At 71.6% G+C, this 12225-nt stretch carries 11 protein-coding genes; 6 read left to right on the top strand and 5 right to left on the bottom strand.

Annotated features, from left to right (window positions below; genetic code table 11):
• Positions 1-15 precede the first annotated feature (15 nt).
• The gene (locus HUT19_RS37915) at positions 16-291 is read right to left on the bottom strand and encodes a hypothetical protein (RefSeq protein WP_176185340.1); all 276 of its coding nucleotides are present in this window, start codon (positions 289-291) and stop codon (positions 16-18) included.
• Positions 292-353: 62 nt separating this feature from the next.
• On the opposite strand from HUT19_RS37915, the gene HUT19_RS37910 reads away from it, so the two are divergent.
• On the top strand, positions 354-896 hold the full coding sequence (locus HUT19_RS37910; RefSeq protein WP_176187790.1) for a CocE/NonD family hydrolase C-terminal non-catalytic domain-containing protein: 543 nt from the start codon (positions 354-356) through the stop codon (positions 894-896).
• Between the two features lie 212 nt (positions 897-1108).
• On the opposite strand, the gene HUT19_RS37905 is transcribed toward HUT19_RS37910, so the two are convergent.
• A complete protein-coding gene (locus HUT19_RS37905) occupies positions 1109-1972 on the bottom strand; it encodes a class I SAM-dependent methyltransferase (protein WP_176185338.1) in 864 nt (287 codons plus the stop codon).
• A 296-nt stretch (positions 1973-2268) separates the two neighbouring features.
• On the opposite strand from HUT19_RS37905, the gene HUT19_RS37900 reads away from it, so the two are divergent.
• Positions 2269-3438: a CapA family protein gene (locus tag HUT19_RS37900; RefSeq protein WP_176185336.1), complete on the top strand. Its 1170-nt coding sequence runs from the start codon at positions 2269-2271 to the stop codon at positions 3436-3438.
• A 74-nt stretch (positions 3439-3512) separates the two neighbouring features.
• On the opposite strand, the gene HUT19_RS37895 is transcribed toward HUT19_RS37900, so the two are convergent.
• Positions 3513-4400: an NAD(P)-dependent oxidoreductase gene (locus HUT19_RS37895; protein WP_176185334.1), complete on the bottom strand. Its 888-nt coding sequence runs from the start codon at positions 4398-4400 to the stop codon at positions 3513-3515.
• 67 nt (positions 4401-4467) lie between these two features.
• On the opposite strand from HUT19_RS37895, the gene HUT19_RS37890 reads away from it, so the two are divergent.
• Positions 4468-4818 (top strand): helix-turn-helix domain-containing protein, encoded by a 351-nt coding sequence (locus HUT19_RS37890; protein WP_176185332.1) that lies wholly within the window; start codon positions 4468-4470, stop codon positions 4816-4818.
• A 125-nt stretch (positions 4819-4943) separates the two neighbouring features.
• On the opposite strand, the gene HUT19_RS37885 is transcribed toward HUT19_RS37890, so the two are convergent.
• Both HUT19_RS37885 and HUT19_RS37880 read right to left on the bottom strand, forming a co-directional pair.
• Positions 4944-7475 carry an ATP-dependent Clp protease ATP-binding subunit gene (locus HUT19_RS37885; RefSeq protein WP_176185330.1) on the bottom strand — a complete coding sequence of 844 codons (2532 nt, stop codon included), beginning with the start codon at positions 7473-7475 and terminating at the stop codon, positions 4944-4946.
• Positions 7476-7501: 26 nt separating this feature from the next.
• Positions 7502-7843 carry a hypothetical protein gene (locus HUT19_RS37880; protein WP_176185328.1) on the bottom strand — a complete coding sequence of 114 codons (342 nt, stop codon included), beginning with the start codon at positions 7841-7843 and terminating at the stop codon, positions 7502-7504.
• 80 nt (positions 7844-7923) lie between these two features.
• Between HUT19_RS37880 and sigJ the strand changes: the two genes are divergently transcribed.
• The 3 genes from sigJ to HUT19_RS37865 all read left to right on the top strand — a co-directional run bounded on the left by sigJ (position 7924) and on the right by HUT19_RS37865 (position 12177).
• Positions 7924-8796: an RNA polymerase sigma factor SigJ gene (gene sigJ / locus HUT19_RS37875; protein WP_176185326.1), complete on the top strand. Its 873-nt coding sequence runs from the start codon at positions 7924-7926 to the stop codon at positions 8794-8796.
• Between the two features lie 79 nt (positions 8797-8875).
• Positions 8876-10003 (top strand): NAD(P)/FAD-dependent oxidoreductase, encoded by a 1128-nt coding sequence (locus HUT19_RS37870; protein WP_254886007.1) that lies wholly within the window; start codon positions 8876-8878, stop codon positions 10001-10003.
• Between the two features lie 251 nt (positions 10004-10254).
• Entirely contained in the window at positions 10255-12177 is a 1923-nt protein-coding gene (locus HUT19_RS37865) for a serine/threonine-protein kinase (protein ID WP_176185324.1), read from the top strand.
• The last annotated feature ends 48 nt before the right edge of the window (positions 12178-12225 follow it).

Below are 12225 nucleotides of genomic sequence, written 5' to 3'. Positions count from 1 at the left end.
CGGCGCCAGATGCGGTCAATCGCAAGGCGGAGGGCCGCCCTCGTACAGATCCTCCGCCGCGATGGACTCGGCCACCAGCCGCTCCAGCCGCGGCGCCCGGGTGGTGAACCACCAGCGCACCTCGGGATCGTCGGTGGGCACGACCTCGCCGTCGACCACCACCGCCTCGCGCGCGGCGTGTTCCAGGTGCATCTCCAGGACGACCTCGGGGAACAGCTCCGGATGCGCCGCGATGAAGGCCTGGGTGCCCGCGGCACCCGCCATATGGCCGGAGGTCAGTACGAACAGCATGTTGTGCGGCCGCAGTTCCCGCGGCACCGACGCCCAGAACTGGCACCCCGTCCTTCACGGACATCAAGCTGGGCGAGGCGGATCTCGCCGCCGACCCCTCGGCGGACCGACCCGGACGGCTGGCGTTCGTGACCCCGCCGCTGCCGAATGCCGTACGGCTGTCGGGCACCCCCACCGTGGATCTGCGGGTATCGCTGGACAGGCCGACGTCGAACCTCACGGCCCTGTTGGTCGACTACGGCGAGGACGAGCGGATCGACTGGGGACGGAACGAGCCGCAGAACGGGATCCACGACGGTCTGCGGGGGCTGGCCGGGGAGTCGTGCCACGGTGAGAGCACCGCCCAGGACAACGCCTGCTACAAGAAGACCGCCAATGTGACGGCCACGAAGCCGTTCGAGGTGATCGCCCGGGGCTGGATGGACGCGCAGAACCGCCACTCGGCCGGCACCTCCGAGCCGATGACCCCCGGGGAGGACGCCCGGATCACCTGGCGGACCCTGCCGAACGACTACCGGATCAAGCCGGGGCACCGGCTCGGACGTCCTCGGCGGCACCGACCGCCGACTTCCTCTACTTCGAGGACGCCACCGCCGCGAAGGTGACGGTGAACCTGGGTGCCAGCCGGGCAACCGTACCGGTGACCACTACGTGAGGCTTCAACGCCTCGCGCCACCAGGGGCGTTGAACCTCGCCAGGCCCCACCAGGGCGAACAGCACTGAGGCCCGAGTCGGAGGCGGCTCGGGCCTCACCCCCTGCGCCAGCGGGAACACCCCCCGTCATCGTGGCGGGCGCGGCTTGAGCCGGACTAGCACCTCACCGGACCGCGGCCCGCCAGGTGCGCACCACACGGGCGCTCAGATTCGGGGACACCTCGTCCGTATCCGGTCCCGGCCCATCCGTGTAGCGGGCGGCGAGGTCGCTGTAGCGGATGTCCTCTGTCGCGGAGAAGCCCAGGTCACTCAGGGCGGTCAGCAGTTCCTGAGGGGTGAAGTGGCTCAGGAAGGGCTCCCGCGCCTCGGCCGCCCAGGCCGCGCGCGCCTCGTGCGCCGCGCGCTGCTCCGGCGGCAGGGATTCCGATGGCTCACCGTAGTCGAACACCACTCCGGATCCGGCGGGCAGCTCCGCGATGAAGCCGAGGGTGTCGAAGACGGCGGCGCGGGTCAGATACGGCACCACACCCAGCCAGAGGAAGAACGCGGGACGGCCCGGGTCGAACCCCGCCGCCCCCAGTCCGTCGGCCGGTCCCGACCGCTCGAAGTCGACCGGGGCGAAGGTCAGCGACGGCGGTACGGCGATCCCTGACTCGGCCAGCCGGTGCCGTTTCCATTCCTGTGTCGCGGGATGGTCCACTTCGAACACCCGCAGACCGGCGGACATGTGGGGGTTGCGGCAGCCGAAGGTGTCCAGCCCCGCGCCCAGCACCACGGCCTGCCGCACCCCGCGCTCCACGGCCGTGGCGACCGCGTCCTCGGCGAAGCGGGCGCGGGCGGCCACGGTCAGCCGGACACCCTCCCGCTCGGGCCGGAAGGCCGCCTCGACCACGGGGTCATCGGTGTCGGTGCCGAGGATGCGCAGCGCCAGCGGGTCCTGGAACACCCGGCCCCCTTCCAGCTGCTGGTGGGCCGCGCGCAAGGCGGCGGCGGCGCGGGCGGTGATGCTGGGCCGGCCGACCTGCATGGAACGTCCTCCCCCTGAAGTGGCACAGCACCGCCATCCTTTCAGTTCGGTACCCCGTACACCATCAACCTGCCGTGGAATTGGGGTAGTTCGCTCCGCATCACTTCGCTCCGAATCACCGGGCGGCGAGAGCCCATACCACCGCCGGGTCGCGCTCGCACACCCACGGTCGGCTCGGGGTGCATCTGGTCCGCCGATCCGGTGAAGCTCCGCATCACTCCGCAAGGACCCCACACTCCGTGCATATAAATATGACAATCCTACCGATATACCCCCATACGAGTGCGGAGTGAACCGTGTCCCCTCACCGACGCCATCGGACGGCGATCCTCGCCGCCGCACTGTTCGGAACCGTCACCGCTTGCGGCGGCGGGTCGTCCTCCGCCCCGGACGCCGGGGAGAAGCCCTCCAAGACGGCCGCCGCGGCCGAGGCGGAGCCCACCAAGGACTTCACGCTGGTGGCCACCGGTGATCTCCTCGTCCATGACTCGGTCATCCGTCAGGCCCGGGCGGACGCGGGCGGCAAGGGCTATGACTTCCGGCGCATGATCGCCGCGGCGGCTCCCATCGTCGCCCAGGCCGATCTGGCGATCTGCCACATGGAGACGGTCTACGGCGCCGACGAGGGCCCGTTCACCGGCTACCCGACCTTCAAGACACCGCCCCAACTCGCCGAAGCCGTGAAGAAGCTCGGCTACGACTCCTGCTCCACCGCCTCCAACCACACCCTGGACGCCGGAACGGAGGGCGTGGTCCGCACCCTCGACGCGATGGACCACGCCGGGCTCAAGCACGCCGGTTCGGCGCGTTCCGCCGCCGAGAGCACCCGCCCCGCCGTCATGGAGGCCGGTGGCGCCAAGGTGGCGCAACTCGCGTACACCTACGGCACCAACGGCATTCCGGTGCCCGACGGCAAGCCGTGGCTGGTCAATGTCATCGACCCGAAGCGGATCATCAAGGACGCACGGGCCGCCCGGCGGGCCGGGGCGGATGTGGTCGTGGTCAGTGTGCACTGGGGCACCGAGTGGCAGCAGGCACCGGACAAGCTCCAGCTCTCGCTGGCGAAGAAGCTCACCGCGTCCGCCGACCACGGCCGCCGTGACATCGACCTCATCATCGGCACCCACGCCCATATCCCGCAGGCGTACGAGAAGGTCAACGGCACGTGGGTGGTGTACGGCATGGGTGACCAGATCGCCGGTGTCATGGGCGACAAGCGCGGTCAGATGGGCTCGGCGGCCCGCTTCACCTTCTCCCCGCCCGCCACCAAGGGCAAGGCGTGGCGGGTGAAGAAGGCGGAGTACATCCCGCACGCGGTGGACAACGATCCGATCTCCCTGGTGAACCTGCCCCGCGCACTGGAGAAGAGCCCCGGCAACGGTGGCTGGACCAGCGCGCTGAGCACCATCCAGGAGGCGGTGCTCAGCCGGGGCGGCAAGAAGGACGGGCTCGCCATGGGCCGCTGACACCTCAGCGGCCCGGCCCTCAATAGCGGGCCCTCCATGGCGAGCCGTCATGACGGGCCCTCAGTGGCGGGCCCTCAGTGGCGGCCGAGAACCTCGGCGATACGGATGAACCCGTCGGTGCCGTGGCCCAGTCCGATCGCGCGGCGCGCCATGCCCTCCGCCGCCCGCATCACGCCCGCGTCGATGCCATGGGCTTCGGAGGTGTGGACGATATGGGCCATGGACGACACCGCTGAGGTGAGGGGGTTGCCCTCACCGGAGAAGCTGCCGCTCGCCATGTCCTCCGCGGTCTCCTCGAAGAGCGGCGGGAGAATGGCGCCGATGCCCTTGGCGAAGGGTGCCAACTCCCGTGCGGTGACCCCCTCCGCGCGTGCCATCGCGAGGGCGTGCGCGTAACCCGCCATCGCCGTCCAGAAGATGTCGAGCAGCGCGATGTCGTACGCCGCGGCTCGGCCGATCTCCTCGCCGAGGTGGGTGTGGGTGCCGCCCAGCGCGCCCAGCACCGGCCGGTGTTCCTCGTAGAGCTCCTGCGGACCGCTGTGGATGAACACCGCGGCAGACGTTCCGATGGTGGTGGTCGGCGTCATGATGGCACCGTCCAGATAGCGAATGCCGTGCCCGGCGGCCCAGTCCGCCGTGTCCCGGGCCCGGTTCGGAGTATCGGCGGTCAGGTTCACCACGGTGCGCCCCTTGAGTGCGTCGGTGACCGCCGGGCTCCGCAGAACGGCGTCCGAGGCGTCGTAGTTCACCAAACAGACCACGATCAGACCGCTTGCGGCGACCGCCTCTTCCGCCGAGCGCACACCGGTCGCCCCGCGCTCGACCAGTTCCCGGTCCCTCCCCGGCGTCCGGTTCCAGACCGTGGTGCGCAGCCCCGCGTCGAGGAACGCACCGGCCAGGGCCCGGCCCATCGGCCCGAGACCGAGCACGGTGACGGCAGACTGTTCGGACTGCATGGACATGGTCCAACTCCCTGTACACAGTGATGAACGGCAAAGACGAAGAACAAAGACAAAGAAAAGGACGACGATGACGCGCAGCCGTGCCCAGGACCCGGATGTCTGCGGAGTGACCGCCGCGATCGCCGTGATGGACGGCAAGTGGAAGACCGCTCTGCTCTGGCTGCTGGAGTCCGGTCCGCAGCGCCCCGGTGAACTGCGCCGACAGCTTCCCGGCCTCAGTGAGAAGGTGCTGACTCAGGCACTCCGTGAGATGGAGACGGACGGACTGGTGCACCGGGAGGTGCATGATGTGCTGCCGCTGAAGACCGTCTACTCCCTGACCGCGTTCGGTCGTGAACTCTCCGAGGCGCTGGGCCCCGTCGCCGATTGGGGCCACCGCCGCCTGGAAAAGCTGGCCCAGTCCCCACCGGCGTCCTGACGCAACGTCCCTCCGTCCTGCTCAGGCGGCCCCTTGACCGCCTGCGACCAGCTTCGTTCCGTCGGCGGCCGCTGCCAAGTAGCCACAAAAAAGTGGGTACCGGCACGGTCGCCGCGCGATGGGCCTCAACCGCCCCGCGTGTGGAACGCCAGCCTTCCGTCCTCCACGTCCACCTCGACCCGGCTGTGCGGGCGCAGGGTGCCGCCGAGCAGCATCCGCGAGAGCGGGTTGTCGACCTCACGCTGGATCGTGCGGCGCAGGGGCCGGGCGCCGTACTCCGGCTGGTGTCCGCGCCGGGCGAGCCAGTCGACGGCGGCCGGGGTGAAGTCGACGGGCACGTCCTGGGCGCGCAGCCGGCGGCGGGTCTCCTCCAGCAGCACATCGGTGATCTGGCGCAGCTGCTCGTCGGCGAGCCGGCGGAAGATGACGGTCTCGTCGATGCGGTTCAGGAACTCCGGGCGGAAGTGTTCGCGCAGGGGCCGCAGCACACGCTCCTTGCGGGCCTCCTCGTCGGCCTCCTCGTCCCCGCCGCCGAAGCCGAGGACGGCGCCGCGGCCGGTGATGGCCTCGGAGCCGAGGTTGCTGGTCATCACGATGACGGTGTTCTTGAAGTCGACGGTGCGGCCCTGGGCGTCGGTGAGCCTGCCGTCGTCGAGGACCTGGAGCAGGATGTTGAACACGTCCGGGTGGGCTTTCTCCACCTCGTCCATGAGCACCAGGGAGTAGGGGAGTCGGCGTACCGCCTCGGTCAGCTGCCCGGCCTCCTCGTGGCCCACGTAGCCGGGCGGGGCGCCGATGAGTCGGCTGACGGTGTGCTTTTCCTGGTACTCGCTCATATCGAGGCGGATCATCCGGTCCTCGCTGCCGAACAGTGCCTCGGCCAGGGCGCGGGCGAGTTCGGTCTTGCCGACGCCCGTCGGGCCGAGGAAGAGGAAGCTGCCGCTGGGGCGGTCGGGGTCGGCGAGACCGGCGCGGGAGCGCAGTACGGCGTCGGCCACGGCGGAGACGGCCTCCTCCTGGCCGATGACCCGCTGGTGGAGGTGTTCCTCGAGGCCCAGCAGCCGGTCCCGCTCCTCCTGGGTGAGGCTGCTGACGGGGATCCCGGTCTGCCGGGAGACGATGTCGGCGACGTCCTCGACGGTGACCTCGGCGACCCGGGTGCCGTGGAACTGGGTGCCGGACCCTTCGGTGATCCGGGCGCCCAGCTCGGCGATCCGGTCGCGCAGCGCGGTGGCGCGTTCGTACTGCTCGGAGGCCACGGCCTGGTCCTTGTCCCGGGTGAGCTGCTCGACCTCGCGCTCCAGGGCGCGCAGATCGGTGCCCCGGGCGCTGGAGCGCAGCCGGACCCGGGCCCCGGCCTGGTCCATGAGGTCGATGGCCTTGTCGGGCAGAAAGCGTTCGGTGAGATAGCGGTCGGCGAGTTCGACGGCCGCGAGCAGTGCCTCGTCGGTGTAGCGGACCTGGTGGTGGGCCTCGTAGCGGTCGCGCAGCCCGTGCAGGATGGCCACCGCGGACGAGGTGGTGGGCTCGGGGACCATGATGGGCTGGAAGCGGCGGGCGAGCGCGGCGTCCTTCTCGATGTACTGGCGGTACTCCTGGAGGGTGCTCGCACCCATCACATGGAGTTCCCCGCGGGCGAGCGCGGGCTTGAGGAGGTTGCTGGCGTCCATCGAGCCGCCCTCGGAGCCTCCCCCGGCACCGACGACGGTGTGCAGCTCGTCGATGAAGATGATCAACTCGTCGGAGTTGGCGCGGATCTCGTCGATGATGCCGGTGAGGCGCTGTTCGAAGTCGCCGCGGAAGCGGGTGCCCGCCACGATGCCCGCGAAGTCGAGCTGGATGACCCGGCGGCCGAGCAGGATGTCCGGCACATCGGCGTCGGCGATCCGCTGGGCCAGCCCCTCGACGACGGCGGTCTTGCCGACCCCGGCCTCGCCGATGAGCACGGGGTTGTTCTTGCCCCGGCGGGCGAGCACCTCGATGCTCTGCTCGATCTCCTCGTCGCGGCCGATCACCGGGTCGATCCGGCCCTCGCGGGCCAGCTCGGTCAGATCGCGGCCGAACCGGTCGAGGGTGGGGGTGTTCGCCCGGCGGTCCAGGATGGGCCGCTGGTCCACCGGGCCGGGTCCTGCCGCGAGACCGCCCTGCGAGCCGGGCCGGGGTTCGAAGCGGGCGGCGTTCAGGATCTGGCCCGCCGTGGAGTCCCGGTTGGCGGCCAGCGCGATCAGCACGTGCTCGGGGCCGATGTACGAGGAGCCCCGGGAGCGGGCTATCTCATGGGCGTCGAGCAGCGCCCGCTTGACGGCGGGGGTGACGGCGACCGAGTTGCGCGGCGGCCCCTCCCCCGCTTCCCGGTCGATCTGCTCGGCGAGCCGGTCGGGGTCGGCCCCGGCGCGGGAGACCATCGTGCGGGTGGGTTCGGCGATGAGAGCCGCCCGCAGCAGATGCTCGGTGTCCAGGTCGGTGCTGCCGTGCTCGGCGGCGTACGACGCGGCGGAGGAGACGAGGTTCCGCGCCGTCTCGCTCATCAGACGGCCGAAGTCGACATGCCGGGAGTCGGACCGCTGCCCGGCCGGCCCGGTCCCGAGGAAGCGTGCGAGGAAATCGCCCAGTGGGTCTGGCCCGAAGTCGTCAGGGCCATCGTTGCCGCTGCCCATATCACTACTTTACGGCTGATCGCCTGCTATGACCCGCTGTCCGGGGGCGCCGCGGCCGCCGTGATGGCGCCGAGCTGCCCGCGCAGTGTGCCCAGGTGCGGGGCGAAGGCCCCGGCCATGGCCGCCGAGCCGACCGTGAACGCGTCCGCTCCGGACGCCGCCAGGTCCCGTATCCGGGCGGGGCTGTCGATGCCGCCCGCGACGGCAAGGCGGCCGGGGGTCGCCGCGCGGGCCGCGCGGACCAGGGCGAGCGGTGCGGCGTCGGTGGCGCGGCAGGCCAGCAGGGCCACCCCGGCGCAGCCCGCCGCCGTGCAGCGTTGCCACGGACCCGGCGGACTCCACAGCGGCGTGAGGCGCCCGCGAGGCACCGATGTCACACTTCCGCCCGCCGTTTCGTCTCCCCTCCCGGGGCCCTCGAGCCCAGGCCCACGAAACGAGGATCGGGACCATGGCGGAACTGACGGAGTTCGAACAGCAGCGCGACCGGCTGTGGGCGGTGGCCTACCGCATCACCGGTTCGGTGGCCGACGCCGACGACGCGGTGCAGGAGACCTGGCTGCGGTGGCAGGCGCTGCCCGACGGCGAGGCCGAGGACCCTCGCGCTTATCTGACGACCGTGGTCAGCCGGATCTGCTACGACCTGCTCGGCTCCGCCCGCGCCCGCCGTGAGGCGTATGTCGGCCCCTGGCTGCCGGAGCCGGTGGTCGCGGGCGGCGGCCCCGAGGACCGGGTGACGCTCGACGAATCGGTGGGTATCGCCCTGATGACGGTGCTGGAGCGGCTCACCCCGGCCGAGCGGACCGCCTTCATCCTGCACGATGTGTTCTCGGTGCCGTTCCCCGAGATCGCCGAGGTGGTGGGCCGCAGCCCGGAATCCGTACGGCAGTTGGCCTCCCGCGCCAGGCGGCGGGTGCGGGCCGAGGCACCGCGCCGCTCGGTGGACCGCGATGAACACCGGCGTGCGGTGGACGCGTTCCTGCGCGCGGTCATGGGGGGCGACATGGACGCGCTGCTGGAGATCCTCGACCCCGAGGTCGTCTGGCGTTCGGACGGTGGCGGCAAGGTGGCCGCGGCCCGGATCCCGGTCCTCGGCAACGAGAAGGTGGCCCGCTTCGCCCAGCGTCTCACCCGTGGCTTCGACCCGGCGAGAATGTCCGTGCACCAGGTGGACGTCAACGGCGCCCCCGGTCTGGTCATCGTGGACGCGGAGCACAACAGCGGCGTGGTGTTCGCGTTCACCGTGCACGACGGGCGGATCACCGAGATCGACGCCGTCGTCAACCCCGACAAGCTGCGCCACCTGGATCTGCGGAACCTGTGACGGGTGTCACCGTCACACTGCGGACCGCCCTGTCGTCCCCCTCGTGACACCAGCCCCCCCCTGAAGGAGGTCGTTCGGCATGGCGAAACAGGAGAAACAGGAGAAGCGGGAGAAGCGGGAGATGCACGAGAACCGGCGGATCGTGGTGCTGGGCGCGGGCTACGCCGGGCTGTTGGCGGCCCTGCGCCTCGCCCCGCACACCCATGTCACCCTCGTGGACCCGGCCGCCCACTTCACCGAACGGGTCCGACTGCACGAACGGGCCGCCGGGCGCCCCGAGGTGGCACATCCGCTGAACGCGCTGTTGCGTGGCACGGGCGTCACCCATGCTGCCGCCCGCGCCACGCGGATCGACCCCACCGCCCGCCGGATCGCCCTGGACGACGGCCGCGAACTGCCGTACGACCGGTTGGTGTACGCGCTCGGCAGCCGCACCTCCGACCCCGGCGAGCGTGCCTTCACCCCCGAGACCGCCGCCGAGTTGCACAAGCGCCTGCTCGACGGCCCCGGCGAACTGTCGGTGGTCGGCGGCGGGCTCACCGGCCTCGAACTGGCCGCCGAGATCGCCGAAACACATCGCGACTGGCGCGTCCGGCTGGTCACCGGAGGCGAGATCGGCACCGGGCTGTCACCGAAGGGCCGGGCACACGCACGGGCGGCGCTGACCGGCCTCGGCGTCCGGATCGAGGAGGGCCGCACGGTGGCGCGCCCCGAGGACCTCGACTCCGACACCGTGGTCTGGGCCGCCGCGATGACGGCGAACACGGAACTCGCCGCGGCGGCCGGACTGGCGCTCGACCCCGCCGGGCGCATCCGGGTCGACTCGACGCTGCGCTCCGTCTCGTATCCGGAGATCTACGCGGCCGGGGACGCGGCCGCCGTGCGCGCACCGGCCGCCGGACCCCTGCGCATGGCCTGCGCCACCGCCCTGCCGACCGGTTCCTACGCCGCCTCCGCCATCCTCGCCGAGGCGCGGGGGGAGCGGCCGCGGCCGCTGCGTTTCCGCTATCTGGTGCAGTGTGTGAGCCTCGGCCGCCACGACGGTCTGGTCCAGGCCGTCCGCGCCGATGACTCCCCGCGCGATGTGGTGCTGCGCGGCGGCCCGGCGGCCCGTGTCAAGGAACAGGTGGTGCGCTCCACGATCCGCACCCTGCGGCTGGCCGCCCGCCGCCCGGGAGCGATCGCGTATCTGCCGGGCATGGGCTGACACTGTCGTGGGCATGATGGATCACAACTCTCCTCCCTCGCGCTCTGCTCATGATCTCCGCACACATGGTGACGATGTAAACAGAGTGTGAATCCACGTCGTACCGTGCGTAAGCACCGGACCCCCGCTTCCCTCACCCAGTAGGTTCGATCCGCGCGCTGTCCGCAGCGGAAATCCGGCCATGGGCGAGGGGAGTCACGGTGCGCTCAGGGGAGGAAGTCGGTGGGCGGTACCGGCTCGAGAAACAGCCCATGCGCGGCGGAATGGTCGAGGTGTGGCCCGCGTACGACAAGGAGCTGGGCCGCCGGGTGGTACTGAAGCGCACCGCACTGGACGAGGGCGGCGCCCTCGCCTTCGACCGGTTACGCGCCGAGGCCCGGGCGCTGGCGCGGTTCAGCCATCCGCATGTCGTCACCCTGTACGACGCGGTGCGCGTGGGCAGGCGCAACAGCGCCACCTCGTGGCCGGTACCGGAGTACGTACGCGGCGGCAGCCTGGACACGTGGCCGCCGGTGCCACCGGAGCTCGCCGCGTGTGTCGGCGCGCAGCTCGCGGACGCCCTCGCGGCCCTGCACCGCGAGGGCATCGTGCACTGCGACATCAAGCCGGGGAACGTCGTGGTCACCGAGAGCGGCTCCGCGAAGCTGACCAACTTCGGCACCGCCTTCCGGCTCGGCAACCGGCAGTCCATCACCCCCAGCGCCGCCATCGGCTACACCCCCGCCCATGCCGCGCCCGAGGTCGTCCGGGGCGAGCCCGAAGCGGCGTCCGATGTGTTCTCCCTCGGCGCCACGGTGTACGCGCTGGTCACCGGAAGCCCGCCCGGACGGCGCGGAAGGGCCCCTCGGACCGGGGCCGACGGCACCGTGGTGATGCGGGAGCCCGCGGACGACGGTGCCGAAACCCCCGAACTGGACGGTGATCTCGGCCCGTTGGGCGCGGTGCTGCCCGCGATGCTGCGCACCGACCCGGCACACCGGCCCGGCACGGCCGAGGTCCGGGCCCTGCTGGAGGAGGCCGCCGGTGCCACCGACACCCTGCCGAACCCGGCCGATCTCCGCGCCGTCACGACCCTCCCGGCCACCGGCCAGGCCGACGGACGCGGAGGCCGGGACGGCCACGACGGACCGCGGGAGGGGCGGTGGCACCGCGGCCGGCCGGCCCGTCTCGTCCGGCGCCACCCCCGGCTGATCGGGGCCGGGGCAGCCACGGTGGTCCTCGTCGCCGTCCTGCCCTTCACCCCGTTCAGCCCGTTCACCCGGGGTGGTCGGGCGGACGAGGATCACTCCGCACCGGGGCCCTCGTCGTCGAAGGACGTTTCGGCGAAGGACAGGGCGTCGGTGTTCGGCGACCCCCCTACGGCCGATCCGTGCGCCCTGGCCGACGCCTCGGCGCTGCGCCGTTTCGGCGACACCGAACTCGACCGGGACTACGGCGACTTCGACCGCTGTGATGTGCTGGTGACCTCGGACGGCAACGGCGTCGTGGACCTGAACGTGGATTTCGACCACGGGCCGCCGCCGGAGCTTTCGGGACCCGCGAAGACCGTGGGGAAGGTCGGGATCGTCAAGGACCAGGCCGATGGCGAGGCATGCGAACGGAGCCTGGTGATCTCCGGAGAGGACGACGCCTTCGTCAGAGTGACCGCGAAGCAGGTCGAGTCGGGCCGGGCACGGCTGTGCGACATCGCCGACACGGCCACCGGCACGGCGGTGAACGCCCTCAACCGGGGCGTGATCACCCGCCGTTCACCGGAGCTGCCCGCCACCTCCCTGGTCCGGAAGCACGCCTGCGAACTGCTGGACCCCGCCGCCCTGGAGGTCGTCCCCGGGATCAACGCGGACGACCCGGAGGTCGGCTACGCGGGAGGGGACTGCGACTGGTCCAGCAGCACCCGGGACCTCTCGGTGGACCTGCGGTTCGACCGCGGCCAGCCGCTGGACGCGGAGGACGGCACCCCGGCGCTGTTCAGCGGCTGCCACGCGTTCGTCGAACCGGGGGACGGCGAGGGGACCTGTCCGGCCCGGGTGGTGTACCGCTCGTACGCGGACCAGGACGGCCAGAAGGCGGTCGAGACGCTGCATCGGGTGGTGGCCGGGGACTCCTCCGCGGACACGCTGTGCACCATGGCCAGAAAGCTCGCCCGCTCGGCCGCCGCACTGCGCTCGGCCTGATCCGACCGCCAAGGAGAGCCAGGATGAACCACCCCCGGAGTCTCGCCT

This window comes from Streptomyces sp. NA02950, from assembly GCF_013364155.1.
Classification (GTDB): Bacteria; Actinomycetota; Actinomycetes; order Streptomycetales; family Streptomycetaceae; genus Streptomyces.
This window is presented reverse-complemented; position numbering and strand designations above follow the sequence as displayed.